Source organism: Paracoccus onchidii, assembly GCF_028294535.1.
GTDB classification, from domain to species: Bacteria; Pseudomonadota; Alphaproteobacteria; order Rhodobacterales; family Rhodobacteraceae; genus Paracoccus; species Paracoccus onchidii.
Map to the genome: position 1 here is coordinate 1 of NZ_JAQBIE010000011.1, position 26,661 is coordinate 26,661.

The following is a 26,661-nucleotide window of genomic DNA, read 5'->3' on the forward strand; positions in this document are numbered from 1 at the left end:
TCATGTTCGGCAGCCTCAAGGATTGGCGGCGTGTGGCGACCCGCTATGACCGATGCCCCGTGGTGTTCCTATCGGCCATCGCCCTCGCGGCGACCGTAATCTATTGGTTATGAATCCTGACCCTAGCTTGATGGTGATGGACTGACCGTCCACAGGAACCGCCGCTGTTCTTCCCTTTGCCATATCGACCACGGCGGCAGGTATCCGCTCGTAGACGTAGAACATGCCCGACCCAGGATGCTTCTAAGGTGTCGCCATTCTCAAGCCCATGTATTCATGCCCTGTATCAATTTGGGGCAGGCCACAGCCCTGATAAATCAGGAAGTTCTCGCAAACCAACGGGATAAACTGGTGCTGTGAGCGAGGATTGAACTCGCGACCTCTCCCTTACCAAGGGAGTGCTCTACCACTGAGCTACCACAGCATCGTGGAGGGGCGTTTAGACAATGCGGCCGGAGGGCGCAAGGGGGCATCGCAAATTTTCTTTGGCTTTTGGCGGCGTCATCTGGCCGAACATATGCGGCATTGCTGGACTGCGACGCCCAGCAGCGATAACAGAACCAGATGACTGATCGATCCAAGAACAAACAAAACGGAAACGATACGCGCGAAGACAGGCTTCGGGCTGCGCTGCGCGCGAATCTGCAGCGGCGCAAGGCCCAGGCGCGGGCGCGTGCCGAGCAGGTCGATCAGGAACAGGACAAAGGCAGCGAGACAGGCGGAGACGATAGCTAGATGGATCAGATCATCGTTCAGGGAAATGGCCCGCTAAAGGGTGAAATTCCGATTGCGGGCGCCAAGAACGCCTGTCTCACACTGATGCCGGCAACCTTGTTGACCGATCAGCCGTTGACATTGACCAATGCGCCGCGCCTGTCTGATATCCGCACCATGACGGCGCTGCTGCAAAGCCTTGGGGCCGAGGTTGCGCCATTGCAGGACGGTCAGGTTCTGGCGCTGTCAAGCCATGACCTGACCAGCCACAGGGCCGAATATGATATCGTGCGCAAGATGCGGGCGTCGATTCTTGTGCTTGGTCCGATGCTGGCGCGCGATGGGCGTGCCGAGGTTTCATTGCCGGGGGGCTGTGCGATTGGCGCGCGGCCGGTCGATCTGCACCTGAAAGCGTTGGAGGCGATGGGCGCCGAGCTTGATCTGCGCGATGGTTATGTTCATGCCAAAGCGCCGTCATCCGGATTGCGCGGTGCTGTCGTGGAATTTCCGTTGGTATCCGTGGGTGCGACTGAAAACGCGCTGATGGCTGCGACTCTGGCCAAGGGGACGACGGTTCTGCGAAACGCGGCGCGTGAGCCCGAAATCGTCGATCTTGCGCAATGCTTGCGCCGCATGGGGGCGCAGATCGAAGGCGAGGGCGAAAGCACCATCACCATCCAGGGCGTCGAGACGCTGCATGGCGCGACCCATCCGGTCGTCACTGACCGGATCGAACTGGGCACCTATATGCTGGCCCCGGCGATGTGTGGCGGCGAGGTCGAGTGTCTGGGTGGCAGGATCAGCCTGCTATCGGCTTTTTGCGAAAAGCTGGACGAGGCCGGCATCGATGTCGAGGAAACCCCCCGCGGCTTGAAAGTGTCGCGCCGCAATGGCCGCGTGCGCGCCGTCGATGTCACGACCCAGCCCTATCCCGGATTTCCGACGGATCTTCAGGCGCAGTTCATGGCATTGATGTGCATGGCCGAAGGCACCAGCAGACTGGAAGAAACTATCTTCGAAAATCGCTTCATGCATGCCCCCGAACTGACCCGGATGGGCGCACAGATCGAGGTTCACGGCGGGCATGCGACCGTCACCGGTGTTGAAAAGCTGCGTGGCGCGCCGGTCATGGCCACCGATCTTCGCGCTTCGGTCAGCCTGATTCTGGCAGGCATGGCCGCCGAGGGGCAAACCACGGTCAGCCGTGTCTATCACCTGGATCGCGGGTACGAACATGTCGTGCGCAAATTGCGCGGCGTTGGAGCCCATATCGAGCGCGTCAAGGAAGAGGAGCAGGTCTGATGGTTGAAGACGCCCGTTTCGCGGACGGAGACGAACGCCCGCTGTTGCTCAAGGCCGAGGACGAACAGGATCTTCAGATCCTGAGCGCCCTTGTTCAGGACGCGGTTCTGCCTGCATCCGAGATAAGCTATGATCCCAAGGCGCGCCGCCTGGCGTTGTTGATCAACCGGTTCCGCTGGGAAGATGCAAACCGCGCCCGCGCGGAAGGTCGCGGATTTGAACGCGTGCGCAGCTTGTTGGTCATCAGCGATGTAACCGGATTGAAGAGCGACGGGATCGACCGTGACGCCGATACCGTTCTGGAGTTGCTTGCACTTGGCTGGCAGGCCGGAGAGGACGGGACCGGTCGTCTGACGCTGGATTTCGCGGGTGACGGCGCTTTGGTCGCCGAGGTGGAATGCATCAATCTGGATATTCGCGATGTGACCCGGCCATATCTTGCGCCCTCGGGCAAGGCCCCCAAGCACCCCGAATAAGGGGTGGATAGATGAATCAGGAATGATGGAACAGCCATGCCGGTCACGCTAAATACTGCAGATGCCGATTTCGAAACGCGTTTTATTGAAATGCTGTCGGCCAAGCGCGAGGATTCGACCGATGTGCATGACGCGGTGGCCGGTATTGTCGCCAGGGTGCGGACGGAAGGCGATCTGGCGTTGTGCGAACTGACCGCGCGTTTCGACCGGCTGCAGCTTGACCCTGACGGGTTGCGGATCACCGAAGCTGAAATTGCCCGGCAGGTGGCCAAGGTATCCGCCGAGGATCGCGCGGCACTGGAATTGGCCGCAGAGCGGATTCGGGCCTATCACGAAAGGCAATTGCCACGGGATGAAAGCTGGGTCGACGATTCCGGGGCGACCCTGGGGTGGCGCTGGACGCCGGTATCGGCGGCGGGCCTTTATGTGCCGGGCGGGCAGGCGGCCTATCCGTCATCGGTGTTGATGAATGCGATTCCCGCCCGTGTCGCCGGGGTAGAACGGTTGGTGGTATGCGTGCCGACGCCGGATGGCGTGCTGAATCCGCTGGTTCTTCTTGCGGCGCAACTTTCGGGCGTTGACGAAATCTATCGGATCGGTGGCGCGCAGGCGGTTGCGGCCATGGCTTATGGGACCGAAACCATCGAGCCGGTCGACAAGATCACCGGTCCGGGGAACGCATATGTCGCGGCTGCCAAGCGGCAGGTCTTCGGGCGGGTCGGAATCGATATGATCGCGGGGCCATCGGAAGTGCTGGTCATTGCCGAAGGGGCGCAGAACCCTGACTGGCTGGCGTTGGACCTGTTGGCGCAGGCTGAACATGATGCGGATGCCCAATCCATCCTGATGACCACCGATCCGGCGTTGGGCCATGCGGTGGCAGGGGCGGTGGATCGAATCCTGCCGACCTTGCCGCGCGCCGAGATCGCCGGCGCAAGTTGGCGTGACTATGGCACCATCATCATCGTGCGCGACTTGCAGGAAGCCGCGCAATTGTCGAACCGGATCGCACCCGAACATCTGGAACTGTGTGTCGACGACCCCGAGGCGTTGTCGCAGGATTGCGTTCACGCGGGTGCGATCTTCTTGGGGGCACACACGCCCGAAGCCGTCGGAGATTATGTCAGCGGCCCGAACCATGTTCTGCCTACCGCGCGGTCTGCGCGCTTTTCCTCGGGGCTGTCAGTGATGGATTTTCTGAAACGGACCACGCTTGCACGCCTGACACCGGGGGCTTTGGCTGCGATCGGCCCCGCGGCGATGCGACTGGCCGCATCCGAGGGCTTGCAGGCGCATGGCGCTTCGGTTGAAGCTCGTCTGGTTCAGCTGAATGAAAGGCAAAAGGAATGAGCCGTCTGATCCGCATACAGATCGATGATTCCGCCATGCCACCCGCAACTGCGGAAATGGAACAGGAGCGCAAGGTCGCCGTCTTCGATTTGCTGGAGGATAACAGCTTTTCCCTGCCGGGGCGCGAAGGTCAGGCCACACCTGACGGGCCGTTCGCCTTGGATCTGTGTATTCGCGAGGGCCGGCTGGTTTTCGACCTAAGCTCCGATGCGAATGAAAAAGTGGCGGAATTTCACCTGTCCCTCGGGCCGTTTCGGCAGGTGGTCAAGGATTACTTCCAGATTTGCCAAAGCTATTTCGATGCGGTGAAGAAGCTGCCGCCCGCACAGATCGAGGCGATCGATATGGCGCGGCGCGGCATTCACAATGAAGGCGCGCGTACGTTGCAGGATCGACTGGAAGGCAAGGCCGATCTCGATATTGATACGGCGCGACGTCTGTTTACCCTGATCTGTGCGCTGATACCGCAGGCCTGAGGTATGGCGCAGGACAAGATACCGCATTCGATCCTGTTCTGCTGCGACCATAACGCCATTCGCTCGCCCATGGCCGAGGGGATGATGAAGAAATTCTATGGTCATACGGCCTATGTGCAATCGGCGGGCGTCAAGAACGATATGGAAATCGACGGTTTCGCAATATCTGTCTGCGAGGAAATCGGCATCACGCTTTCCGCCCATCGCAGCCGAAGCTTTGATGAAATGCAGGAATGGGGCGATGATCTGGGCGGGTTTGACCTGATTGTGGCGTTGTCGCCGGCAAGCCAGCGACAGGCCCTTGAAATGACACGGTTGTTCCATCTGGATATAGAATACTGGCCGATCATGGATCCGTCCGGAATGGCCGAGGGGCGCGACGCCAAGCTGGCATTGTATCGCCAGACCCGCGACCAGATCGAAACCCGGATGATCGCAAGGTTCGGCCCGCCAACCGCATGAGTGTGCGTGGCGGAACCGTCCGGTTCAGGTCAGCCGCGCTAGACCACGACGCCCGCACCCGCCGTCGCAGGCCCCGCGACGGCGCGAAACGCGGCAAACATCTCGCGGCCCATGCCTTCTGCGCTGTAGCTGCCATCGAACGGTGCCGGCGTTCTGGTTTCGAAATCTTCTGCCAGACAATCGACCGTGCCCATGGTTGCATCCAATCGGATCATGTCGCCGTCACGCAGGCGGGCCAGCGGTCCCCCGGCCGACGCTTCGGGGGAAACATGGATCGCGGCGGGCACCTTGCCCGAGGCGCCCGACATGCGCCCGTCGGTCAACAGGGCGACTTTCAGGCCGCGATCCTGCAGGACAGCCAAGGTGGGGGTCAATGAATGCAGCTCGGGCATACCATTGGCGCGCGGACCCTGAAAGCGGACCACGACCACAGTGTCCTCGGTGAACTCGCCGGCGCGAAAGGCGGCCTTGACCTGTTCCTGATCCGAGAAGACACGGGCTTTGGCCTCGATGATATGGCGGTCATCCGCGACAGCGCTGATCTTGATGACGCCACGGCCAAGATTGCCCTGCAACTGCTTGAGCCCACCTGTGCGCGCGAATGGGGCTGAAACGGGACGCAGGATCTTTTCATTCAGTGATGTGTCGCTGCCCTCTTCCCAGTCAAGTTCACCTCCGCGCAGCTTGGGCTCGGCGGTGTAACCGTCCAGCCCGGTGCCGTTGATGGTCTTGACGTCCTGATGCAGCAGCCCCGCTTTCAGCAGGTGGCGGATCATATAGCCAAGGCCGCCAGCCGCGTGGAAATGGTTCACATCGGCCAGACCGTTGGGATAGACGCGGGCCATCAGGGGAACAGCTTCGGAAATGTCGTGGAAATCCTCGATGTCGATATGGATTCCCGCAGCGCGTGCCATGGCCGGAATATGCATGACCAGATTGGTAGAGCCGCCCGTGGCCATCAAGCCGACGATCCCATTCACGAACGCCTTTTCGTCCAGGATATGGCCGGCGGGCAAGTATGCGTTGCCCAGCCGTGTCAGCGCGGCTGCCCGTGTAACCGCCGCTGCGGTCAGGGCGTCGCGCAGTTCGGTGTTGGGGTTCACGAAGCTCGATCCCGGCAGGTGCAGGCCCATGAACTCCATCAGCATCTGGTTGCTGTTTGCCGTTCCGTAAAAGGTGCAGGTGCCGGGTGAATGATAAGAGGCCATTTCTGCGGCCATCAGCGCATCGCGACCGACTTCGCCGGCTGCGAATTGCTGGCGGACGCGTGATTTCTCGTCATTTGGCAAGCCGGACGGCATCGGACCGGCCGGCAGGAACACGGCCGGGACATGCCCGAAGGTCGCCGCCGCAATCACCAGTCCGGGCACGATCTTGTCGCACACACCCAGATACAGCGCCGCGTCAAAGCAGTCATGCGACAATGCCACGCCGGCGGCCAGGGCGATCACATCCCGGGAAAACAACGACAACTCCATTCCTGCGCGTCCCTGTGTGACACCATCGCACATCGCAGGAACGCCCCCTGCAACCTGAACGGTGGCCCCGATCCGGTCGCCGATGCGACGGATCACATCGGGATAGCGCTCATAGGGCTGATGCGCCGACAGCATGTCGTTATAGGCGCTGACGATTCCGATATTCGGCTTTCGTGTGGTCGCCAGATCGTCCTTGTTGGTCATGGCAGCAAAGGCATGGGCCTGATTGCCGCAGGACAGATGCGCGCGGCGCGGGCCGTCCTCGGCAGCCTTGTCGATTTTTTTCAGATAAGCATCGCGGCTGGCTTGCGAGCGTGATCTGATGCGGTCGGTTACGCGGTCGATCGTAGCATTCAGGGTCATCTGCTGGGCTCCTCTGGCGTTGGGCAATGAATACTATGTTAGCGGTAACGATTCAACCTTTGCCTTCGCGCTTCATGAAACCTGCGCGACGATGCGGCTTTGCGGAAGCTTGCTTCTTGTGCCTTGCGGGATGTCATGCGAGATCGGCAGGGAAAGGAATATTCCGCCATGAACGATCTGCCCGTTATCCGTTTGCGCCCGAAATCCAAACCTCAGGCGATCCGTCACGGTTTTCCTTGGGTCTATGCCGATGAAGCCGTGCTGGATCGACGCACACGAAATCTTGCGCCAGGAGAATTCGCAATACTTGAAGATCCCGAGCGGCGGCCATTGGCATTGGTGTCGGTCAATCCGGCCTCGAAGATTGTTGGCCGTGTCATGGATCGCGACCTGTCCGCGCAGATCGACGAAGATTGGGTGCGGGCGCGTCTGCGCGTCGCGTTGACCATGCGTGAACGTCTGTACGAGGCGCCATTCTATCGTTTGGTCCATGCCGAGGCCGATGGCCTGCCGGGGCTGATTGTCGATCGATTTGGCGATGTCGCGGTGATGCAGCCAAATGCTGCCTGGTCTGATCGGATGGCTTCGGTGATTGCTGATGCCATCGTTGCCGTGACGGGGGTCAGTTCGGTTATCCTGAACGGGCAGGGGCGTGCGCGTGGGCTGGAAGGGTTGCCCGAGCGGATGGACGTTCTCGTCGGTCAGGCACCGGCCAACCCGATCCCGGTGCAGATGAATGGTGCAACCTATATGGCCGATCTGATGGGCGGGCAAAAAACGGGTATCTTCTTTGATCAGCGCCCCAACCATGCCTTCGCGCAACGGCTGGCAGCGGGCGGCGATATGCTTGATGTGTTCAGCCATATCGGTGGATTCGGGCTTGCCGCTCTGGCCGCTGGTGCATCCAGCGCGACCTGTGTTGATGGCAGCGCGGCCGCGATCGAGCTGGCCCGGCAGGGCGCCGTGGCGGACGGACGGGAAGACAAGCTGGAAACGGTTCAGTCCGATGCGTTCAAGGCGATGGAGAAAATGGCGGAAGAGGGGCGTCGCTTCGATCTGGTGGTGTGCGATCCTCCGGCCTTTGCGCCCTCGCGGCAATCGCTTGAAGCCGGTCTGCGTGCCTATGAACGCGTGGCAAAGCTTGCGGCACCGTTGGTCAAGCCGGGCGGTTATCTGGCGCTGTGCAGTTGCTCGCATGCCGCGGATCTGACCCAGTTCAGGAATGCGAGTGCGCGCGGGATCGGGCGCGGCGGCCGTCGCGGTGTGCAGATCCACAGCGGGCAGGCCGGGCCCGACCATCCAACCTTGCCGCAACTGGCCGAGACCGGATACCTCAAGGCCTTGTTCTTCCGGCTGGATGAATGAAGGTTGTTCTCGACGCAAATGTCCTGTTTCCGACAATCCTCCGCGAAATCCTGATCGATGTTGCCGGAAGCGGCTTGTTCACGCCGATCTGGTCCCAGCGGATTCTGGATGAATGGCGGCTGGCGGCCGAGCGGCTTGGCCCTGAACAGGGGGTAATCGCCGCCGGTGAGATCGCGGTCCTTACCGCATGTTTTCCGCTTGCGGCGGTGCGCGATGATGGTGATCGTCTGATTGATTGGGATCTGCCGGATCCTGCGGACCGGCATGTCATCGAATCGGCGCTGGCGGGCGGGGCGGAAACCATCGTGACTGCCAATTTGCGTGACTTCCCCGGATATCTGATGCGGCGGGCAGGGGTCGCTGCGGTGCATCCCGATGCTTTCCTGTTGGGGCTTGCCGGGATGGATCGGATGACTATCTCGAATGCCGTAGTCCGGGCGCATGAAAAGGCTGTGACGATGGGGGGGCAGATTTCATTGACCCAGATGCTAAAACGAAGCCGGCTGCCACGGCTGGCCAAATCGATGAAAGGTTGAACCGCCTTGCTGTTATCGCTAACAAAGGCTATGGCAAGTGCTGACGAGAAGGAGGACAGCATGGTCTCGCGCGTCATTCCGGTCGATGACTTCGATCTGGTCATTTTCGGTGCCACCGGTGATCTTGCTCATCGCAAGATACTGCCTGGTCTGTTCCGGCGCTTTGTGGCCGGTCAAATTCCACAAACCTCGCAGATCATCGGGGCGGCCCGCACCGATCAGGACGATCAGGCGTTTCGGGATCAGGCCGGCAAGGCGATTTCGGAATTTGCGGGCGTCAAGAAGAACGATCCGCGTCTGGCGCAATTCCTTGAATTGCTGGGCTATACCCCCATTGACGCCAAGGGCGAGGGCGGCTGGAAAGAGCTGAAATCGCGGATGCGGGACGGGGCCGTCCATGCCTTCTATTTCTCGGTCGCGCCATCCCTGTTTGGTGACATCGCCGAGCGGTTGGCCGGGCACGGTATTGCCGATGAAGACAGCCGTATTGTCGTTGAAAAACCCTTTGGTCGCGATCTGGAAAGCGCGCGGGCGTTGAACGCGACCCTGGCGCAACATTTTCAGGAACAGCAGATCTATCGGATCGATCATTATCTGGGCAAGGAAACCGTCCAGAACCTGATGGCGGTGCGCTTTGCAAATATCCTGTTCGAACCATTGTGGAATGCGCAATATGTCGACCACATCCAGATAACCGTCGCCGAGACCGTTGGTGTGGCGGGGCGTGGCAGCTATTATGACAAGTCCGGCGCCATCCGTGACATGGTTCAGAACCACATGATGCAGCTGCTATGCCTGATCGCGATGGAGCCGCCATATCACTTTGACCCCGATGCCGTTCGTGACGAGAAACTCAAGGTGATCCGGGCATTGGAGCCGGTCGCCCCCAATGACATCGTTCGCGGCCAGTATCAGCCCGATGGCGATGAGCCGGGTTATATCGAGGATTGCGAAAATCCCGATTCACGCACTGAAAGCTATGTTGCGATGAAGGTGCGGATTTCGAACTGGCGCTGGCAGGGCACGCCGATCTACCTGCGGACTGGCAAGAAGTTGCGCGCGCGCACCAGCGAAATCGCCATCACCTTCAAAGAGCCGCCGCATTCGATTTTCGATGACACCGGTGCGCCAAAGGCAAATGAACTGGTCATACGATTGCAGCCTAACGAGGGTATGAACCTCAAGGTGATGATCAAGGAACCCGGTCCGGGCGGTATGCGTCTGGTCCAGGTGCCGCTGGACATGTCATTTGCCGATGCGCTTGGTGCGGAAGGTCAGGACATGCCGGATGCCTATGAACGCCTGATCATGGATGTGATCCGGGGCAACCAGACCCTGTTCATGCGCGGAGACGAGGTCGAGGCCGCCTGGGCCTGGACCGACCCGATCATCAACGCCTGGGAAGACAGCAAGCAGGCCCCCGAGCCTTATGATGCGGGGTCCTCGGGACCGGATGAAGCGCTTAGATTGATGCATCGTGACAATCGCCGTTGGAGAGAAATCCGATCATGAGTATGGAATTGAAGGAATATCCCGATCGCGAAATGCTGGCCCTGTCGCTGGCCGACAAGCTGGCTTCGCAGCTGGCGCAGCAATTGCGTTCAGGAGGAGATGCCAGTCTCTGCGTTCCCGGCGGCACCACCCCGACGCCCGTGTTCGAAACCCTCAGCGGAACAGATATCGAATGGGAACGCGTCACTGTATTCCTGGGGGACGAAAGATGGGTGGATGGCGATCACAAGCGGTCCAACAGCCGCCTGCTTCGGCGCCATCTGCTAAAGGATCGTGCGGCGGGCGCGCGCTATATCGATCTGTTCACCGGAGACGCGCAACCCGATGATGCGACCGCTGATCTGGGGCAAGCCCTGACCCCGCATTTGCCGATCACAGTTGCACTGCTGGGGATGGGCAACGATATGCACACGGCCAGCCTGTTTCCGGGGGCCGACGGACTGGCGCAGGCCCTTGCCAAGGACAGCCCGATGCTGATGCCAATTCGCGCCGAAGGGGCGGAAGAACCACGCATCACCCTGACGCGATCGGTCCTGAGCAATGCGATGCACACGCATGTTCTGATCATGGGACCGGAAAAGCGCGAGGCGCTGGAACGCGCACAAAAGCTTGACCCGATCGAGGCGCCGATCCGCGCCTTTTTGGACAATGCGACCGTCCATTGGGCGGAATGAACAAGGGACATATTCGTGATGAATGACATCTGGACCCGGCTGGCATCCTGCCGCGCGGCGCAGGAAGACCTGCGCATTTCCGACCTGTTTGACGCTAATCCGGCGCGGGCCGAGGTTTTTTGCACCTCGGCTGATGGGCTGGTGTTCGACTGGTCGAAAACGACCATCGATGACACCGCGCGTGACCTGTTGCTGGACCTTGCTGAAGCAGCCGGGGTCGAGGCGCGTCGTGACGCGATGTTTTCGGGCGCGCGTATCAACGAGACCGAGAATCGGGCGGTGCTGCACACGGCGCTGCGCAATCTGAGCGGTTCGGTCACGCTGGACGGGCAGGATGTCATGCCCAAGGTGCGCGAGACTTTCGATCGCATGGCGGCTTTTGCGGGCGCGTTGCGCGATGGCAGCTATGCAGGACAGGGTGGCAAGATCACCGATGTCGTCAATATCGGCATCGGCGGCTCTGACCTTGGTCCGTATATGGCTGCTCTTGCTTTGGCACCTTATCATGATGGGCCGCGCACGCATTTCGTGTCCAATGTCGATGGCGCGGATATTGCCGATACGCTTCGAGGGCTGAATCCCGAGACGACTTTGGTCATTGTCGCGTCCAAGACCTTTACGACCATCGAGACGATGACCAATGCCCGGACCGCGCGTGACTGGATGGCGGGCAGCGTCACCGATCCGGCGGCACAATTCGTGGCGCTATCCTCGGCTGTCGACAAGACATCGGAATTCGGTATCGATTCCAGCCGGGTTTTCGGTTTCGAGGACTGGGTTGGTGGGCGCTATTCTGTCTGGGGGCCGATCGGGCTGTCGGTCATGTTGGCCGTGGGCGCCGATGACTTCAGCGATTTTCTGGCGGGTGGCGCCGCAATGGACGCCCATTTCCGGCAAGCACCTCTAGCGCAGAGCCTTCCGGTCCTGCTGGCGCTGACAGGGATCTGGCATCATCAGGTCTGCGGTTATCCGACCCGTGCAGTGCTGCCCTATGACAATCGCCTGCTGCGTCTGCCCGCATATCTGCAACAGCTGGAAATGGAGTCAAACGGCAAGCGTGTCGCCATGGATGGCAGCGATCTTGAGATCGATTCAGGTCCGGTCGTCTGGGGTGAGCCGGGCACCAACGGGCAGCACGCATTTTATCAGCTGATCCATCAGGGGACGACGCCCGTCCCGTGCGAGTTCATTCTGGCGGCGCGCGGGCATGAACCGGAACTGGAACATCATCATATCCTGCTGGCTGCCAATTGCCTTGCGCAGTCAGAGGCATTGATGCGCGGGCGCGATCTGGAAGAGGCGCGCAAGCTGATGGCGGCCAAAGGTCTGACGGGTGCCGAACTGGACCGCCAGGCCCGGCACAGGGTGTTCCCGGGGAACCGCCCATCGACCACTCTGCTGATTCCGCAACTGACGCCTTTTGCCTTGGGGCAGATCATCGCACTCTATGAACATCGCGTCTTTGTCGAAGGCGTGATCCTTGGGTTGAACAGCTATGATCAATGGGGGGTCGAACTGGGCAAGGAGCTGGCCTTGCAGGTTGAACCCTTGCTCAGCGGGGGCATGGGTGACGACCATGATCCGTCCACGCGCCATCTGGCCCGGCTGTTCAGGGAATTGCGCTATCAAGCCTGATACCTTCGAATGCCTTCGTCGACGAGGCCAAGATCGGGGCAGTGCGTGCGGCGCACTGCCTTTTCCTTGTCGCGGCAAAGCATTAGGGTGGCCCGGACGAATAGGGATGCGGATATGTCGTTTTTTAACAAACTGCGCGAGCGGCTGACACGTTCGTCGACGAAGATCGGCGACGGACTTGACGAGATCGTCAATGACGGGGATGCCGAAGCGCGTGTCCCTGCTGCCACCCCGGCGCCGGATGATCCGCCACAGGTGGCAGCCGCGCCGACTGATACGCCCGATCCGCGCCCGCAATCCACCCCGCCATCAACGGGATTGGTCGGGCGGCTGTTTCGCAAATCCGAAGCCGCGCCGGATGAGCCTCGCAGGGCATTGGATGATGCCATGCTGGAAGACCTGGAAGATATGCTGGTTCAGGCGGATCTGGGTGTTGAAACGGCGCTTCGAGTCACCGCGAATATCGCCGAAGGACGCATGGGTCGCAGGGTCACATCCCGCGAGCTGAAGGAATTGCTGGCCGCCGAGGTCGCAAGGATCATGACCCCCGTTGCACGGCCTTTGCCCATTTATCCGAAAAGGCCGCAGGTGGTTCTGGTTGTCGGAGTGAACGGATCGGGAAAAACCACGACCATCGGCAAGCTTGCCAGCCAGTTCAAGGCCGCCGGAAAGAATGTCGTGATTGCCGCAGGCGATACGTTCCGGGCTGCTGCGGTCGAGCAATTGCAGGTCTGGGGCACGCGGGCCGGCGTTCCGGTCATGGTCGCCGCGCAGGGATCGGACCCCGCCAGTCTGGCCTTTGATGCCATGACCCGGGCCGAAGCCGACGGTGCAGACCTTCTGCTGATCGACACGGCTGGTCGTTTGCAGAACCGTCAGGATCTTATGGAGGAACTGGCCAAAATCGTTCGGGTCATTCGCAAAAAGGATCCTTCGGCACCGCATAACACCCTGTTGGTTCTGGATGCGACGACCGGCCAGAATGCGCTGGGGCAGGTCGAAACCTTCCGCAACCTTGCCGATGTGTCGGGTCTGGTCATGACCAAGCTGGACGGGACGGCGCGTGGCGGTGTTCTGGTGGCGTTGGCTGACCGGTTCGGGCTGCCGATTCATGCCATTGGCGTGGGCGAGCAGATCGATGATCTCGACGCCTTCGACCCCGAAGAATTTGCGCGCGCCCTGGTAGGTCTGTGACAGATTTTGCACCGCGCCTTTAGGCGCGGCTTTTCGGTGAGTCTCGGTCTTACGTCAGGCCCAGCTGCGTCAAGAAGCGTTGCATATCCTTTCCCATTGCCTGCCGGTTGGCAAACAGGGTGGCCTGCGATTTCAGAATCGGGTCTTCGTTCAGGATTTTCAGGTTGTTGGCGCGCAGTGTCGCCCCCGATGATGTGATGTCGGCGATCGCTTCGGCCGTGTGATTGGCGACCGTGCCTTCGGTTGCGCCCTGACTGTCGACCAGCTGGTAATCCGCGACCTCGTGCTGGGCCAGCCATGCACGAACCAGCCGATGGTATTTGGTTGCGATCCGCAGACGGAACCCGTGAACAGCCCGAAAATCGCGCGCGATGGTGGTAAAGTCGTCCAGATTGTCGCAATCGCGCCAGCATTCGGGAACGGCCAGAATCAGATCGGCATGGCCGAAGCCCATTTCTGCCACCGTTTCCAGATCCGAGGCCCAGCCGGGCAGCTTTTCACGGACCAGATCGGTTCCGGTCACGCCAAGCTCGATGCGACCGGCCACCAGCTCGCGCGGTATCTCTCCGGCGGATAGCAGCACCAGCGACACGCCGTCCGCGCCTTCGACCTGCCCGGCATATTCCCGATCGGAACCGGAACGCGACAGGCGCACGCCGCGGGCGGCGAACCAGTCGAATGTCTGTTCCATCAGCCGTCCCTTGGACGGCACCCCCAGTCGGATCATTGGCCTTGCTCCAGTTCGGCAATCAGTCCCGGGCGCAGGATGCCGCCAACGGCGGGAATTTCACGTCCCTTGCCCAGCACACGGGTCAGCGCGTCATAGCGCCCCCCTGAGGCAAGCGGCGGCCAGTCATCGCGCGTTGTCGCGCCAAAGCTGAAGGTGAAGCCGTCATAATATTCCATGGTGCTGCGGCCATGTTCGGCATCAAAGCGGATCTTTCCCGGGTCGATGCCGCGTTCGGCCAATGCTCCGGTGCGCAAGATGATCCCCTGAGCCGAAGCCGCAATGTCGGGCCAATCCTCGGCGATGCGCGATAGCTGGGCGCTGACCTGTGCCAGGTTGCCGCGCAGCGAAAACAGCTGACGCAATCGTTGCGCCCAGATTTCAGGCAGAGGCGGCGTATCCGCATCCGCCTGAAGACGCGCCATGCGCTGCTCCATTTCCTGTTGCCCGCGCAGGCCGGCCCATGCTGCCTGCGTTTCGGGAAAGCTGCGTTCGGGGGCGGGGGCCGAAAACCTGTCCAGCAGGCGCGCGAAGCGACCCGGCCGCCAGATATGGTGCAGCAATGCATCGCGGCGCGCCTGCGATACCGGCAAACTGCGAACGGCCGCCATCAACAGGCCAATATCTCCGACAACGGCATTTGCCCCATAGGGATGCAGAAGGTCGTGAAACATTGCGAAAACTTCGGCGTCCGCATCCGGATCGCGACTGAACAGTTCGAACCCGGCCTGCAAATATTCATTGTCGCGCGCGGTGTGCGGCCGCGTGTCGCCCATGTCCTGCTTGCGAAAAACCTCGCCCAGATAGCAATAGCGGGCGGGTTCCGCCCCGTTTTCCATATGCGCCTGCACGACCGGGACCGTAAAATCGGGGCGCAACATCATTTCGCCCCGGATCGGATCCGTCGTCACATAGGCGCGCGCGCGGATATCCTCTCCGTACAGATCCAGCAGGCTTTCCGCGGGCAACAGGATGTCGGGGACGATTTCCTCGGCACCGGTGCCTTGAAACGCGGCCAGCATCCTTTGGCCGATATTGCGCTTGTCGCGTTTCGAGATCATCCCAGAATCCGCCGCACTTCGGCCACAAGATCGCGGCGGGAAACTTCGGTCTGGGCGGGTTGCGCCTTCCATTCCTCGTGGCTGGCCTCTGCTGCGATCCTTGCGCCAAGGACAAGGTCCTTGATCTGCACGACGCCGCGCTCGGCCTCGTTTCCGCCCTGGATGATCGCGATGGGGGCATTGCGTTTATCCGCATATTTCAGCTGATTGCCGAAATTCTTGGGGTTGCCCAGATAGACCTCGGCACGGATACCTGCGTTGCGCAGCTCGGCGACCATGGCCTGATAATCGGGCATCCGGTCGCGATCCATCACCGTGACCACGACCGGGCCATGTTCGCTTTGCCCGGTCAGCCCCTTGGCCCGCAGGGCCGCCAAAAGGCGGTCGACACCGATCGAGACGCCGGTTGCGGGAACCTTCTGGCCGGTGAAGCGCTCGACCAGACCGTCATAGCGTCCACCGCCGGCGACACTGCCGAACTGGCGTTTGCGGCCCTTGTCATCAAGAATCTCAAATGTCAGCTCGGCTTCGAAGACCGGGCCGGTATAATAACCCAGCCCGCGAACGACCGAAGGATCGATGATCGCGCGATCAATGCCGATCCCCATCGCATCCAGCATCGCAGAAATCTGTTCCAGTTCCTCGACACCTTCCAGGCCGATGCCTGAATCGCCAATTGCCGCGCGCAGATTGGCCAGCGTTGCATCGTTGTCGCTGCCTTTCGAGGTCAGAAAAGCCAGAACGGGCATCGCCTGGTCAGGGTGCAGGCCCACCCCCTCGATCATGGCGCCGCTGTCATCCCTGCGCCCCGTCGTCAGCAAGGCCAGCACGCCGTCGCGACCCACCTTGTCGAACTTGTCGATGGTGCGCAGCACGTCATCGGCCATGGCGTCACCGGCAACGCCCGCCGCCTCGAGGACACCATTCAGGACCTTGCGATTATTGATGCGCACGATGTAGTCGCCACGATCGATTCCCACCGCTTCCAGCGCATCGGCCAGCATGGCGCAGATTTCGGCATCTGCGGCCACGGATGCGGACCCGACCGTGTCGGCATCGCATTGATAGAACTGACGGAAACGTCCGGGACCGGGCTTTTCGTTGCGCCAGACCGGGCCCATTGCATAACGGCGATAGGGGCTGGGAAGGTCATTGCGAAACTGGGCGGCGACACGCGCGAGGGGGGCGGTCAGGTCATAACGCAACGCCAGCCAATCCCCGGAACCACCGCCCGGCACGGCCTCTTCCTGCCAAGCGAACACACCCGCGTTGGGGCGGTCGACATCAGGCAGGAACTTTCCCAACGCCTCGACCGTTTCGACGGCACTGGTTTCCAATGGATCAAAGCCGTGTCGATGATAGATTTCGGCAATGCGGTCCAGCATTGCCTTGCGCTCGGTCACGTCGGCGCCAAAATAATCGCGAAAACCCTTTGGCGTTTCTGCCTTGGGGCGGGGCTGTTTTTTCTGACTTTTCGCCATGGTGCTGCCTCTTCGGCCAATTCCGGGCTTGCTGTAACGGAAGGGCGCGCTATGGACAAGCAGATGCACGGGGATCTGGCAAGGTGGATCGAATGACAGAGCAAGAGCGTATCGAAAAGCTGGAAGAGATGGTGGCCCATCTAAGCCGCATCGCCGATGATCTGAGCGATGTGATCGCCCGTCAGGATGGCGATATCGCAAGGCTGAACCGCAAGGTCGACATGCTGATGCGTGCCGAGGCGGCGCGCGAGGCTGATGGCGCAAATTCGATCGCGGTGGCCCATCAGCCCCCGCCGCATTGGTAGGCAGCTGTTGGGGGGGGGACGAAACGCGACCCCATCGAGGGGCCGCGTTTCGTCGGGGCGCTGCCCCGTCGCCCGCAGCGGCCTTGTTTCGGGAAATGCAATTCGCCGCTTTCCCCTTGCGTTCCCATGCGCTAGACCCTGGCCCTGATCAATTTCGGGCAACGGAAGGACCGGCTCATGGCCAATGTGGTGGTTGTCGGCGCGCAATGGGGCGACGAAGGCAAAGGCAAGATCGTTGACTGGCTGAGCGAACGTGCGGATGTGATCGCGCGTTTTCAGGGCGGGCATAACGCTGGCCATACGCTGGTCATCGGTGAAAAGGTGTTCAAGCTGTCGCTTTTGCCTTCGGGCATCGTGCGCGATGGCAAGTTGGCGGTGATCGGAAACGGAGTCGTTCTGGACCCGTGGTCGCTGTTTGCCGAGATCGACAAGCTGACGGCGCAAGGGGTGAATATTTCCGCCGATCGCCTGATGATCGCCGAGAACACGCCTCTGATCCTGCCTTTGCATCAGGACCTGGACAAGTTGCGGGAAGAGGCGGCCGGCAAGGCCAAGATTGGCACCACCGGGCGCGGAATCGGCCCGGCCTATGAGGACAAGGTCGGACGCAGGACAATCCGCGTGGCCGATCTGGCAGATGAAGAAACGCTGGACGCACGTCTTGATCGTTTGCTGGCCCATCATGATGCATTGCGCAAGGGGTTGGGCGCGGAGCCGATCAACCGCGCAGAGCTGAAGGCGAAGCTGCTTGAAGTGGCACCGCAACTGCTGCCTTATGCCCGGCCGGTCTGGAAGATCATGGCAGAGGCGCGCAAATCCGGAAAGCGGATCCTGTTTGAAGGTGCGCAAGGCAGTTTGTTGGACATCGATTTCGGGACCTATCCCTATGTGACCAGTTCGACCACGATGTCGGGCGCGGCTGCTTCGGGAACCGGCATGGGGCCGGGGGCGGTGGATTTCGTGTTGGGTATCGTCAAGGCTTATACGACAAGGGTCGGCGAGGGACCGTTTCCGACCGAGCTGGATGATGACGATGGCCAGCGGCTGGGGGAACGCGGGCATGAATTCGGCACCGTGACGGGGCGCAAGCGTCGCTGTGGCTGGTTCGACGCGGTGCTTGTGCGCCAGACCTGCGCGATCAGCGGCGTGAACGGTATCGCGCTGACCAAGCTGGATGTGCTGGACGGTTTCGACAAGCTGAAGATCTGTGTCGGTTATGAGATCGACGGCGTGACATACGATTATCTGCCGACCGCTGCCGCACTGCAGGCGCGGGTGAAGCCGATCTATGAAGAAATGGACGGCTGGCATGAATCGACCGCGGGCGCGCGCAGCTGGGCCGATTTGCCCGCCGCGGCGATCAAATATGTCCGTCGCGTCGAGGAGTTGATCGATTGCCCTGTCGCGATGCTGTCGACCAGCCCCGAGCGCGACGATACGATCCTTGTCACCGATCCTTTCGCAGACTGAGCCGGACAGCGCCCTTATGAAGCTGAAAACCCGCAAACGTCTGTCCTTGCTGATTCTGGTTCTGGGGCTGCCTGCCTATATCATGGTCGCGGTGACGCTGGTGAACTGGATGGATGCGCGTTGGGGCAGGCAACCGATCTGGATCGAATTGCTGGTCTATATCGGGCTGGGATTCATCTGGATCATGCCGCTGAAACGGGTGTTCAGCGGCATCGGCCGGGGCGAATGAACGCCCCGGTGGTCCGGTCCGATCGCGGCGTGACCATCGTCGGCGGCGGGGCTGTGTCGCCCGAAGATCTGAAAACCGCGCTTTCCGTCGCCCCCTTGCTGGTGGCTGCCGATGGGGGAGCGGATCGCGCGATGCAGCTTGGCTACCAGCCGGATTGGGTGATTGGCGATCTGGACAGTATCAGTGATCGCTCAAGACGCAGTATTGCATCCGAGCGCCTGTGCCACGTCGCGGAACAGGACAGTACCGATTTCACCAAGTCCCTGACACGAATCAGCGCCCCTTTTACGATGGCCGTCGGTTTTGCCGGGTTGCGCCTGGATCACACATTGGCGGCATTGACCGCCATGGCCAATATCGCGCAGCCGGTGACGATCATGATCGCATCCGATGATATTGTCTTTGTCGCACCGCCGCGAATTCATCTGCCCTTGGCCGAAGATGTGCGGGTGTCGCTGTATCCGTTGGGGGCAGCGAGAGGGCGCAGCCGTGGTTTGCAATGGCCCATCGACGGAATTGATTTTTCCCCGGAGGGCCGCATTGGCACATCGAACCGCGCGACCGGACCTGTCGATCTGGAGGTCGAGGGCAAGATGTTGGTCATGTTGCCACGGACACAGCTTGCCAATGTGATGATTGCGTTGGGATTGGTCGCAGAATGACCGCGAGAGCCGTTCACAGGGGCGTGCAGCGGTTGCTGTAGCCGGCCGGATGCCCTATCTCTGAGCGGAACCTGCGGAGTCTAACATGTCGCTGAACCCGATCCGACCCTGGCGCAATATCGAGCGGCGGAAATCCCGCCAGATCATGGTCGGCAATGTCCCCGTCGGGGGAGACGCGCCGATCAGCGTGCAGACAATGACGAATACCGATGGCCATGACGTGCGGGCAACGTTGGATCAGGTGATCCGCGCTGCCGAGGCCGGGGCCGATATCGTCCGGATCTCGGCGCCTGATCAGGAAACGACCCGTGCGCTTGGGGAAATCTGTCGCGAAAGTCCCGTGCCGATCGTGGCCGATATCCATTTCCACTATAAGCGCGCGATCGAGGCCGCTGAGGCCGGGGTTGCCTGCCTGCGCATCAATCCGGGGAATATCGGTGACGAGCGCCGTGTGCGCGAGGTCATCAAGGCGGCGCGGGATCACGGATGTTCGATGCGGATCGGCGTGAATGCCGGCAGCCTGGAAAAGCATCTGCTGGAAAAATACGGGGAACCATGCCCCGATGCGATGGTCGAATCCGGCCTCGATCATATCAAGATCCTGCAAGACAATGATTTTCATGAGTTCAAGATCAGCGTAAAGGCCAGCGATGTCTTCCTGGCGGCCGCAGCCTATCAGCAACTGGCGGATGCCACCGACGCGCCGATCCATCTGGGTATTACAGAAGCGGGCGGCTTTGTCGGCGGGACGGTCAAGTCGGCGGTCGGGCTGGGAAATCTGCTTTGGGCCGGAATTGGTGATACGATACGGGTCAGCCTGTCCGCAGATCCGGTCGAAGAGGTGAAGGTCGGGTTTGAAATCCTCAAGTCGCTGGGTTTGCGCACGCGCGGTGTTCAGATCATTTCCTGTCCATCCTGTGCGCGTCAGGGCTTTGACGTGATCAAGACGGTGGAAACCCTGGAACAGCGGCTTGAGCATATCAAGACCCCGATGAGCCTATCGATCATCGGTTGTGTCGTGAATGGCCCGGGCGAGGCGTTGATGACCGATCTTGGTTTTACCGGAGGCGGCGCCGGAAGTGGCATGATCTATATGGCAGGACGTCAAAGCCACAAGATGTCCAACGAGCAGATGGTGGATCATATCGTTCAGCTTGTGGAAGAACGCGCTGAAAAGCTGGAAGCCGAGAAGGCCGAAGTCGAAGCGGCTGAATAGGCTGGTTTGGCGCAATGTCGCGGCCTTGTTTTGCGCCGCGACCGAGGCGATCCGGGTATTTATACGAAGAAGAAGTTCAGCCGCCCGTATGGCTCATGTGGCGGGTCATCTGTCCGCCGACGGATTGGCGCGAATAGTCGAAATCATGGCCCTTGGGTTTGCGGGCAATGGCCGAGCGGATCGCGCTGTGCAGCGCGGCGTCATCATTGCTGGCGCGCAGGGGGGCGCGAAGGTCGGCGCGGTCTTCCTGGCCTAGGCACATGTAGAGTTCGCCGGTGCAGGTCACGCGCACACGGTTGCAGCTTTCGCAGAAATTATGTGTGAGCGGTGTGATGAAGCCGATTTTCTGATCGGTTTCCCGTAATTTGACATAGCGGGCAGGTCCGCCCGTGCGTTCGGCAAGGTCGATCAGCGTGAACCGTTCCGACAGTTGCCTGCGCAGATCGGTCAGGGGCCAGTATTGGTCGAGCCGATCCTCGTTTCCAAGATCGCCCATCGGCATGACCTCGATGAATGTCAGGTCGTGGCCTTCCTGACCGCACCAGTTCACGATGTCGAACAGTTCGTCATCGTTTACGCCTTTCAGGGCAACCGCATTGATCTTGACCTTCAGTCCGGCCTGGGTCGCCGCCCTGATCCCGCCGAGAACCTGTTGCAGGCGCCCCCAGCGGGTAATGCGCGAGAATTTCTGGCTGTCGAGCGTATCGAGAGAGACATTGACCCGGCGCACGCCGCAATCGACCAGTTCCTGGGCGTATTTCCCCAGCTGGCTGCCATTGGTGGTCAGGGTCAGCTCGTCAAGGCCTTCGCCCAGATGGCGCGACATTTGCCGAAAGAAGCCCATGATTCCGCGGCGCACAAGTGGTTCGCCCCCGGTGATGCGCAGTTTGCGCACACCCAGTCCGACGAAGGATGTGCAGAGCCGATCCAGTTCTTCCAATGTCAGAAGTTCGGCTTTCGGGAGGAATTGCATATGCTCCGCCATGCAATAGACACAGCGAAAATCGCAACGATCAGTCACGGAAACGCGCAGATAGGTGATGGCGCGTTCGAATGGGTCGATGAGCGGGGCGGTCGCGGAATGTGTCATGCAGTCAATTTAGGCTTGCGGCAGGTTGCGCACAAGTGGCGCTGATGACGCATGCGTTGGTGGACCTTGGGACGAAATGCACGTTAGGCTATGCGCGACAGCGATCATGAGGAACCACGAGATGCGGATGATGACCACGGGCGCGACGGCCGCCATTGCGCTATTGGGGCTGGTTGCCTGTAACCCGGGCGCCACGACGACACAGGCATCCCGGCCGGTTGATTCGCCAGCCTCTGGGCCGGTTGATACGAAGTTGAGCGCCGAGCAGGTTGCAGCGGCCACCGCCGTGACCCGCGCGCCGGCGCCAAAACCGGCTGCGCGCGCGACGGCAGCGCAGCTGGATACGACAACCGCGGAACAGAAGGTTGCTGCAGCAAAGGCCCCCGAGGTGGCCGAGACCCGGCTTGGGACGACAGTCGCTTCATTGGGCGATCCGACCGAAGGTGGTTTCTGGATCAAGACGCCGCTGGTCAAGTCCAGGGGAATTGGGCGGATCGTCAATCCGGGGAACGGGAAATCCGCCAAGGTCGATCTGATTCCGCTGGATGGGCCGCAATCGGGCGGCAGTCAGGTATCATTGCCGGCATTGCAGCTGATCGGCGTATCCTTGACGGATCTTCCGACGATCGAAGTCTACAAGTCCTGAATCAGCCTGCGGGCCTCGCGGCGCGCGAATGGTTTCATCGATGCTTCGTGACGATCCAGGAAGGACATCACCCGCCCTGCGTCGCGCTTGGACAGATCGCGCAGCCACCAAGCAATCGCCTTCTGGATGAACCAATCGCGATCCTGGGTCAGTTGGCCGGCCCAGCCCAGGACGCGCTCTCTTGTTTCGAGGTCGCGGGGCTTGGGGTTGTTCATCTTTGCCCAGGGCAGGGTGATTGTCAGCGCGGCGCGACGGGTCCACATGTTCTGATCGTTCAGCCAGCCTTCGACCAGATCCAGCCGTGCGGGCGTGGCGGTGACGCGTTTCTGGCCGGCAATCATCGCGGCATCGGCGATTGCGCAGCCGTCGAAATCTGCGGTCCATGCTGCGATCAGCTGCCAGGCGTCGTCATCGGGGCGAAGGCGTGCCTGGGTCAACAATTTGGCGGCGGCGATTCGTGCTTCGTGGATATTGCTGTCCCATAGCTGTGCCGCCAGAAGGACGCGTTGTTCCGTCGAACACCGGGCACGCCATGACGCGACCAATTCGTCAATCCGGGGATTGCGAAGGCCCAGATAGCGGCGATCGACCTTGTGATATGCGGCCATCTGGCTGGCTCTTTCATCATCGGCAAGTTCGATCAGTGAGGCAAGTTCCTGCATCATCGGCTCCTTCAGGGTGACGTCCTTCTAGGAATTGGGTGCGACAGGCTCAAGATCGTGGTGGCGATAAGTCGATGGTAGCGGTAAAAGACCAGCGAAATTGAAAAGGTGCTTACATGTCGCATGCCAACCAGCCCCGCCCGATGACGTCTCGCCGCAGTGGCCCGTTGACAGGACAGGCGCAGATCCCCGGTGATAAATCCATCAGCCACCGCGCCCTTATCTTGGGCGCGCTTTCGGTGGGCGAGACACGGATCACCGGGTTGCTGGAAGGCGAGGATGTTCTGGATACTGCCAAGGCGATGGCCGCGTTCGGTGCCCGGGTTCAGCGCCACGGCAATGGTGATTGGACCGTGAATGGTGTCGGCGTCGGGGGCTTTTGTGAACCCGAAGGCGTGATTGATTGCGGTAACTCGGGCACCGGTGTGCGCTTGATCATGGGGGCGATGGCGACAACCCCGATCACGGCGACCTTCACCGGAGATGCCAGCCTGTCACGCAGGCCGATGGCGCGTGTCACCGATCCGCTGTCCGAATTCGGGGCCAGTGTGACCTGTCGCGAGGGCGGGCGTCTGCCGATCACCATTCAGGGGATCGAGGACGCGCTTCCGGTTCGCTATCGCACGCCTGTGGCCAGCGCCCAGATCAAATCGGCAATCCTGCTGGCCGGGTTGAACGCGCCTGGTGAGACGGTCGTCATAGAAGCAGAGCCGACGCGTGACCACTCGGAGCGGATGCTGGCTGGGTTCGGTGCGGATATTCGCAGTGAAACAACAAGCGAGGGTCATGTCATCACGCTGGTGGGACGCCCCGAGTTGCGTGCGCAGCCGGTCGCGGTGCCCCGCGATCCGTCCAGTGCGGCTTTTCCCGTTGCGGCGGCGCTGATCGTGCCCGGCTCGGAAATCCGGGTGCCGGGGATCAGCCGTAACCCGACGCGTGACGGGTTGTATGTGACGCTTCGGGAAATGGGCGCGGATCTGCTGTTCGAGAATGATCGGGAAGAAGGGGGCGAGCCGGTGGCCGATCTGGTCGTGCGCTACAGCCGCCTGAAAGGGGTGTCTGTTCCTGCCGAACGTGCCGCCAGCATGATTGATGAATTCCCCATTCTGTCGGTCATCGCGGCCTTTGCCGAAGGTCCGACCATCATGAACGGTGTTGGCGAGTTGCGCGTCAAGGAAAGCGACCGCATCGACGCCATGGCGCGTGGCCTCGAGGCGAATGGAGTCCGGGTCGAGGAAACGCCCGACAGCATGACCGTGCATGGAATGGAGGCTGTGCCGGGTGGCGCAACTGCCGTGACGCATCTGGACCACCGTATCGCGATGTCGTTCATGGTTCTGGGGCTGGCGTCGCAATCCCCCGTGACCGTTGATGATGGCGGCCCCATCGCCACGTCGTTCCCTGATTTCACCGATCTGATGCGCCGCCTGGGCGCTGATCTGGACTAGTCCGGAATTTGGCGGCGGCGGTCTGTTCCGCCGCTGCCCTCGATCACGTGACCGGATAGCCCAGCCTTTTCAACGCATCGCCGATCTCGTTCAGAATTTCCGGATCGTCGATGGTTGCCGGTGGTTTGTATTGTTCGCCATTCGCGATCTTGACCATCGTCGCGCGCAGGATCTTGCCCGACCGGGTCTTGGGCAGGCGTTCGACGACGCAGGCGCGTTTGAAGGCCGCGACAGGGCCGATCTTGTTGCGCACCTGGGCGACCACATCATGCACCACCTGTTCCTCGGTGACATTCGCGCCTTTCTTCAGACACAGGAAGCCCAGGGGCATTTGACCTTTCAGGGGGTCGGCAACGCCGATTACCGCGCATTCGGCAACGGCCGGATGGCTGGACAGCACTTCTTCCATCGCGCCGGTCGACAGGCGGTGACCGGCCACGTTGATGACGTCATCAGTACGCGCCATGATGTAAAGATAGCCATCATCGTCGATATATCCGGCATCTCCGGTTTCGTAATAGCCGGGAAACTTCTCGAGGTATGATTTGCGGAAACGGTCTTCGGCATTCCACAGGTTTGGCAATGTTCCCGGAGGCAGGGGCAGCCTGATCGCAATCGATCCAAGTGCGCCACGCGGCATCTGCTGCCCGGATTCGTCCAGGATCTGGACATCATATCCCGGCATCGAGACCGACGGGCTGCCCTTCTTGACCGGCATCGGTTCGATTCCGAACGGGTTCGATGCGATGGCCCAGCCGGTTTCGGTTTGCCACCAGTGATCTATCACGGGCAGGTCCAGCTTGGTCTCCAGCCATTCGATCGTGTCGGGGTCGGCGCGTTCGCCCGCGAGGAATACGGCCTGCAGGCTGGACAGATTGTATTCCCTGATCAGTTCGCCATCGGGATCTTCGCGTTTGACGGCCCGGATCGCGGTCGGTGCCGTGAAAAAGCTTTTGACACGGTGGTTCTGGATGATGCGCCAGAACGCGCCTGCATCGGGGGTGCCGACCGGCTTGCCTTCAAAGACGATGGTGGTGGCCCCGGAAATCAGCGGACCGTAACAGATATAGCTGTGGCCCACGACCCAACCCACATCCGAGGCGGCCCAGAAAACGTCCCCAGCATCAATGCCATAGATGTTCTTCATCGACCAGTTCAAGGCGACCAGGTGCCCCGCGGTATGGCGGATCACCCCTTTGGGCTGACCCGTGGTGCCCGAGGTATAGAGGATATAGGCAGGGTGGTTTCCTTCGACGGGAACGCAATCGGCGGGCTTGGCGCCAAACTGAAAACTGTGCCAGGCCACGTCCCGGCCGGGGGTGAGTTGCGCGACCTCTTGTTCGCGCTGGAAGATGACGCAGAAATCGGGTTTGTGCACGGCCTGATCGATGGCGTCGTCCAGCAGGGGCTTGTAGTGGACCACGCGTCCGGGTTCCAACCCGCAAGAGGCGGCAATAATCGCCTTGGGCTTGGCATCGTCGATTCTGACGGCCAGTTCATGCGCCGCAAAGCCGCCAAAGACAACCGAATGGATCGCGCCCAGTCGCGCACATGCCAGCATTGCCTCAAGGGCTTCGGGGATCATCGGCATATAGATGATGACCCGGTCGCCCTTGGAAATGCCTTTTGCGCGCAAGGCGCCTGCCAGATTGGCAACGCGATCGCGCAATTCGCGATATGTCAGGCCACGATAGGAATGCGTGATGGGGCTGTCATGGATGATCGCCAGCTGGTCGCCGCGTCCGGCCTCGACATGGCGGTCAACCGCGTTCCAGCAGGTGTTGACCCTGGCGTCGGCGAACCATTCGCCTGCCGGTCCCTGATCGAAATAGGCGCGCCCGGGCGCTTGATCCCAGTCGATTTCCTGCGCGGCTTTCATCCAGAACGTTTCGGGATCTGACTGCCATCCCGCATAGACATCTTGGTATGCCATTGCATGCCTCCTCCTCGAAGCTGAATATCTGGTATCCAGTAGACGAGGTTCGAAGCAATATTGTTAGCGGCATCACCAAGAATATTTGCAGAATCGGCGCGGGTCGCGCTGCAAAATTTTGCAAATATCGCGGATCAGTAAATCTTGCCATGCGCAGACGGATATTTTGCAAATCAGCCGCGCATGATGTGTCA

General features: G+C 60.9%; 26 protein-coding genes, 1 tRNA gene and 1 pseudogene. 20 read left to right on the top strand and 8 right to left on the bottom strand.

From position 1 onward, the window contains the following. Window positions 1–113, top strand: a pseudogene (locus PAF17_RS09755) (IS5/IS1182 family transposase); the annotation flags it as partial. Between the two features lie 236 nt (window positions 114–349). On the opposite strand, the gene PAF17_RS09760 reads toward PAF17_RS09755, so the two are convergent. Beyond that, window positions 350–424 (bottom strand) — tRNA-Thr (locus tag PAF17_RS09760). 140 nt (window positions 425–564) lie between these two features. Between PAF17_RS09760 and PAF17_RS09765 the strand changes: the two genes are divergently transcribed. The 6 genes from PAF17_RS09765 to PAF17_RS09790 are packed head-to-tail and all read left to right on the top strand — an operon-like array spanning window position 565 to window position 4,780. Next, window positions 565–735 carry a hypothetical protein gene (locus PAF17_RS09765; RefSeq protein ID WP_271888909.1) on the top strand — a complete coding sequence of 57 codons (171 nt, stop codon included), beginning with the start codon at window positions 565–567 and terminating at the stop codon, window positions 733–735. Beyond that, window positions 736–2,016 (top strand): UDP-N-acetylglucosamine 1-carboxyvinyltransferase, encoded by a 1,281-nt coding sequence (gene murA / locus PAF17_RS09770; protein WP_271888910.1) that lies wholly within the window; start codon window positions 736–738, stop codon window positions 2,014–2,016. It begins immediately after the preceding gene. Continuing rightward, entirely contained in the window at window positions 2,016–2,492 is a 477-nt protein-coding gene (locus PAF17_RS09775) for a DUF2948 family protein (RefSeq protein ID WP_271888911.1), read from the top strand. Before murA ends, PAF17_RS09775 begins: the two co-directional genes overlap by 1 nt. Window positions 2,493–2,528: 36 nt before the next feature. After that, on the top strand, window positions 2,529–3,842 hold the full coding sequence (gene hisD, locus PAF17_RS09780) for a histidinol dehydrogenase (protein ID WP_271888912.1): 1,314 nt from the start codon (window positions 2,529–2,531) through the stop codon (window positions 3,840–3,842). After that, window positions 3,839–4,318, top strand: coding sequence for a UPF0262 family protein (locus PAF17_RS09785; protein WP_271888913.1), 480 nt, complete (start codon window positions 3,839–3,841; stop codon window positions 4,316–4,318). Before hisD ends, PAF17_RS09785 begins: the two co-directional genes overlap by 4 nt. A 3-nt stretch (window positions 4,319–4,321) precedes the next feature. Further along, window positions 4,322–4,780 (top strand): arsenate-mycothiol transferase ArsC, encoded by a 459-nt coding sequence (locus tag PAF17_RS09790; protein ID WP_271888914.1) that lies wholly within the window; start codon window positions 4,322–4,324, stop codon window positions 4,778–4,780. A 38-nt stretch (window positions 4,781–4,818) separates the two neighbouring features. Here the strand turns inward: PAF17_RS09790 and edd are convergent, their stop codons facing one another. Then, window positions 4,819–6,621, bottom strand: a complete 1,803-nt coding sequence (gene edd, locus PAF17_RS09795) for a phosphogluconate dehydratase (protein ID WP_271888915.1) — start codon at window positions 6,619–6,621, stop codon at window positions 4,819–4,821. 168 nt (window positions 6,622–6,789) lie between these two features. Here edd and PAF17_RS09800 point away from each other — a divergent pair, with 168 nt between their 5' ends. The 6 genes from PAF17_RS09800 to ftsY all read left to right on the top strand — a co-directional run bounded on the left by PAF17_RS09800 (window position 6,790) and on the right by ftsY (window position 13,537). Continuing rightward, entirely contained in the window at window positions 6,790–7,986 is a 1,197-nt protein-coding gene (locus PAF17_RS09800; RefSeq protein WP_271888916.1) for an RSP_2647 family RNA methyltransferase, read from the top strand. Continuing rightward, window positions 7,983–8,522, top strand: coding sequence for an RSP_2648 family PIN domain-containing protein (locus PAF17_RS09805; protein WP_271888917.1), 540 nt, complete (start codon window positions 7,983–7,985; stop codon window positions 8,520–8,522). The genes PAF17_RS09800 and PAF17_RS09805 overlap by 4 nt, the downstream gene beginning before the upstream one ends. A 60-nt stretch (window positions 8,523–8,582) precedes the next feature. Continuing rightward, window positions 8,583–10,034, top strand: coding sequence for a glucose-6-phosphate dehydrogenase (gene zwf, locus PAF17_RS09810; RefSeq protein WP_271888918.1), 1,452 nt, complete (start codon window positions 8,583–8,585; stop codon window positions 10,032–10,034). A gap of 2 nt (window positions 10,035–10,036) precedes the next feature. After that, window positions 10,037–10,708 (top strand): 6-phosphogluconolactonase, encoded by a 672-nt coding sequence (gene pgl / locus PAF17_RS09815; protein WP_271889067.1) that lies wholly within the window; start codon window positions 10,037–10,039, stop codon window positions 10,706–10,708. 18 nt (window positions 10,709–10,726) lie between these two features. After that, window positions 10,727–12,343 carry a glucose-6-phosphate isomerase gene (gene pgi / locus PAF17_RS09820; RefSeq protein ID WP_271888919.1) on the top strand — a complete coding sequence of 539 codons (1,617 nt, stop codon included), beginning with the start codon at window positions 10,727–10,729 and terminating at the stop codon, window positions 12,341–12,343. 114 nt (window positions 12,344–12,457) lie between these two features. After that, on the top strand, window positions 12,458–13,537 hold the full coding sequence (ftsY, locus tag PAF17_RS09825) for a signal recognition particle-docking protein FtsY (protein WP_271888920.1): 1,080 nt from the start codon (window positions 12,458–12,460) through the stop codon (window positions 13,535–13,537). A 49-nt stretch (window positions 13,538–13,586) separates the two neighbouring features. Here ftsY and hisG read toward each other — a convergent pair whose 3' ends face one another. From hisG to hisS, 3 genes are read right to left on the bottom strand one after another with little or no spacing between them, the layout of a single operon-like run. Further along, entirely contained in the window at window positions 13,587–14,264 is a 678-nt protein-coding gene (hisG, locus tag PAF17_RS09830) for an ATP phosphoribosyltransferase (protein WP_271888921.1), read from the bottom strand. Then, window positions 14,261–15,325, bottom strand: a complete 1,065-nt coding sequence (locus PAF17_RS09835) for an ATP phosphoribosyltransferase regulatory subunit (protein ID WP_271888922.1) — start codon at window positions 15,323–15,325, stop codon at window positions 14,261–14,263. The genes hisG and PAF17_RS09835 overlap by 4 nt, the downstream gene beginning before the upstream one ends. Next, the gene (gene hisS, locus PAF17_RS09840) at window positions 15,322–16,806 is read right to left on the bottom strand and encodes a histidine--tRNA ligase (RefSeq protein ID WP_271888923.1); all 1,485 of its coding nucleotides are present in this window, start codon (window positions 16,804–16,806) and stop codon (window positions 15,322–15,324) included. Before hisS ends, PAF17_RS09835 begins: the two co-directional genes overlap by 4 nt. A gap of 92 nt (window positions 16,807–16,898) precedes the next feature. Here hisS and PAF17_RS09845 point away from each other — a divergent pair, with 92 nt between their 5' ends. The 5 genes from PAF17_RS09845 to ispG all read left to right on the top strand — a co-directional run bounded on the left by PAF17_RS09845 (window position 16,899) and on the right by ispG (window position 20,688). Then, on the top strand, window positions 16,899–17,111 hold the full coding sequence (locus PAF17_RS09845) for a SlyX family protein (RefSeq protein ID WP_271888924.1): 213 nt from the start codon (window positions 16,899–16,901) through the stop codon (window positions 17,109–17,111). A gap of 177 nt (window positions 17,112–17,288) precedes the next feature. Next, window positions 17,289–18,581 (top strand): adenylosuccinate synthase, encoded by a 1,293-nt coding sequence (locus tag PAF17_RS09850; RefSeq protein ID WP_271888925.1) that lies wholly within the window; start codon window positions 17,289–17,291, stop codon window positions 18,579–18,581. A 16-nt stretch (window positions 18,582–18,597) separates the two neighbouring features. After that, window positions 18,598–18,810 (top strand): DUF2842 domain-containing protein, encoded by a 213-nt coding sequence (locus PAF17_RS09855; protein WP_271888926.1) that lies wholly within the window; start codon window positions 18,598–18,600, stop codon window positions 18,808–18,810. Then, window positions 18,807–19,472, top strand: a complete 666-nt coding sequence (locus PAF17_RS09860) for a thiamine diphosphokinase (RefSeq protein WP_271888927.1) — start codon at window positions 18,807–18,809, stop codon at window positions 19,470–19,472. The genes PAF17_RS09855 and PAF17_RS09860 overlap by 4 nt, the downstream gene beginning before the upstream one ends. Window positions 19,473–19,557: 85 nt before the next feature. Then, window positions 19,558–20,688, top strand: coding sequence for a flavodoxin-dependent (E)-4-hydroxy-3-methylbut-2-enyl-diphosphate synthase (gene ispG, locus PAF17_RS09865; RefSeq protein ID WP_271888928.1), 1,131 nt, complete (start codon window positions 19,558–19,560; stop codon window positions 20,686–20,688). 76 nt (window positions 20,689–20,764) lie between these two features. Here ispG and moaA read toward each other — a convergent pair whose 3' ends face one another. Further along, entirely contained in the window at window positions 20,765–21,778 is a 1,014-nt protein-coding gene (gene moaA, locus PAF17_RS09870; protein WP_271888929.1) for a GTP 3',8-cyclase MoaA, read from the bottom strand. 121 nt (window positions 21,779–21,899) lie between these two features. On the opposite strand from moaA, the gene PAF17_RS09875 reads away from it, so the two are divergent. Then, on the top strand, window positions 21,900–22,424 hold the full coding sequence (locus tag PAF17_RS09875; RefSeq protein WP_408636400.1) for a hypothetical protein: 525 nt from the start codon (window positions 21,900–21,902) through the stop codon (window positions 22,422–22,424). Here the strand turns inward: PAF17_RS09875 and PAF17_RS09880 are convergent. Continuing rightward, complete coding sequence (locus PAF17_RS09880; protein WP_271888930.1) at window positions 22,412–23,086, bottom strand: DNA alkylation repair protein; 675 nt, start codon at window positions 23,084–23,086, stop codon at window positions 22,412–22,414. The genes PAF17_RS09875 and PAF17_RS09880 overlap by 13 nt on opposite strands. Window positions 23,087–23,202: 116 nt before the next feature. Between PAF17_RS09880 and aroA the strand changes: the two genes are divergently transcribed. Further along, window positions 23,203–24,534: a 3-phosphoshikimate 1-carboxyvinyltransferase gene (gene aroA / locus PAF17_RS09885; protein WP_271888931.1), complete on the top strand. Its 1,332-nt coding sequence runs from the start codon at window positions 23,203–23,205 to the stop codon at window positions 24,532–24,534. A 43-nt stretch (window positions 24,535–24,577) separates the two neighbouring features. On the opposite strand, the gene PAF17_RS09890 is transcribed toward aroA, so the two are convergent. After that, window positions 24,578–26,467, bottom strand: coding sequence for a propionyl-CoA synthetase (locus tag PAF17_RS09890; RefSeq protein WP_271888932.1), 1,890 nt, complete (start codon window positions 26,465–26,467; stop codon window positions 24,578–24,580). Window positions 26,468–26,661 lie beyond the last annotated feature (194 nt).

Bases quoted from the DNA above. Each gene is read 5' to 3' on its own strand.
- PAF17_RS09785 (WP_271888913.1), top strand. From the start codon at position 3,839: ATGAGCCGTCTGATCCGCATACAGATCGATGATTCCGCCATGCCACCC.
- PAF17_RS09835 (WP_271888922.1), bottom strand. From the start codon at position 15,325: ATGATCTCGAAACGCGACAAGCGCAATATCGGCCAAAGGATGCTGGCC.
- PAF17_RS09855 (WP_271888926.1), top strand. From the start codon at position 18,598: ATGAAGCTGAAAACCCGCAAACGTCTGTCCTTGCTGATTCTGGTTCTG.
- PAF17_RS09790 (WP_271888914.1), top strand. From the start codon at position 4,322: ATGGCGCAGGACAAGATACCGCATTCGATCCTGTTCTGCTGCGACCAT.
- PAF17_RS09850 (WP_271888925.1), top strand. From the start codon at position 17,289: ATGGCCAATGTGGTGGTTGTCGGCGCGCAATGGGGCGACGAAGGCAAA.
- pgl (WP_271889067.1), top strand. From the start codon at position 10,037: ATGGAATTGAAGGAATATCCCGATCGCGAAATGCTGGCCCTGTCGCTG.
- hisS (WP_271888923.1), bottom strand. From the start codon at position 16,806: ATGGCGAAAAGTCAGAAAAAACAGCCCCGCCCCAAGGCAGAAACGCCA.
- PAF17_RS09890 (WP_271888932.1), bottom strand. From the start codon at position 26,467: ATGGCATACCAAGATGTCTATGCGGGATGGCAGTCAGATCCCGAAACG.
- PAF17_RS09775 (WP_271888911.1), top strand. From the start codon at position 2,016: ATGGTTGAAGACGCCCGTTTCGCGGACGGAGACGAACGCCCGCTGTTG.
- zwf (WP_271888918.1), top strand. From the start codon at position 8,583: ATGGTCTCGCGCGTCATTCCGGTCGATGACTTCGATCTGGTCATTTTC.
- edd (WP_271888915.1), bottom strand. From the start codon at position 6,621: ATGACCCTGAATGCTACGATCGACCGCGTAACCGACCGCATCAGATCA.
- pgi (WP_271888919.1), top strand. From the start codon at position 10,727: ATGAATGACATCTGGACCCGGCTGGCATCCTGCCGCGCGGCGCAGGAA.
- PAF17_RS09805 (WP_271888917.1), top strand. From the start codon at position 7,983: ATGAAGGTTGTTCTCGACGCAAATGTCCTGTTTCCGACAATCCTCCGC.
- ftsY (WP_271888920.1), top strand. From the start codon at position 12,458: ATGTCGTTTTTTAACAAACTGCGCGAGCGGCTGACACGTTCGTCGACG.
- moaA (WP_271888929.1), bottom strand. From the start codon at position 21,778: ATGACACATTCCGCGACCGCCCCGCTCATCGACCCATTCGAACGCGCC.
- PAF17_RS09800 (WP_271888916.1), top strand. From the start codon at position 6,790: ATGAACGATCTGCCCGTTATCCGTTTGCGCCCGAAATCCAAACCTCAG.
- hisD (WP_271888912.1), top strand. From the start codon at position 2,529: ATGCCGGTCACGCTAAATACTGCAGATGCCGATTTCGAAACGCGTTTT.
- PAF17_RS09845 (WP_271888924.1), top strand. From the start codon at position 16,899: ATGACAGAGCAAGAGCGTATCGAAAAGCTGGAAGAGATGGTGGCCCAT.
- ispG (WP_271888928.1), top strand. From the start codon at position 19,558: ATGTCGCTGAACCCGATCCGACCCTGGCGCAATATCGAGCGGCGGAAA.
- PAF17_RS09880 (WP_271888930.1), bottom strand. From the start codon at position 23,086: ATGCAGGAACTTGCCTCACTGATCGAACTTGCCGATGATGAAAGAGCC.
- PAF17_RS09765 (WP_271888909.1), top strand. From the start codon at position 565: ATGACTGATCGATCCAAGAACAAACAAAACGGAAACGATACGCGCGAA.
- aroA (WP_271888931.1), top strand. From the start codon at position 23,203: ATGTCGCATGCCAACCAGCCCCGCCCGATGACGTCTCGCCGCAGTGGC.
- PAF17_RS09860 (WP_271888927.1), top strand. From the start codon at position 18,807: ATGAACGCCCCGGTGGTCCGGTCCGATCGCGGCGTGACCATCGTCGGC.
- hisG (WP_271888921.1), bottom strand. From the start codon at position 14,264: ATGATCCGACTGGGGGTGCCGTCCAAGGGACGGCTGATGGAACAGACA.
- murA (WP_271888910.1), top strand. From the start codon at position 736: ATGGATCAGATCATCGTTCAGGGAAATGGCCCGCTAAAGGGTGAAATT.
- PAF17_RS09875 (WP_408636400.1), top strand. From the start codon at position 21,900: ATGCGGATGATGACCACGGGCGCGACGGCCGCCATTGCGCTATTGGGG.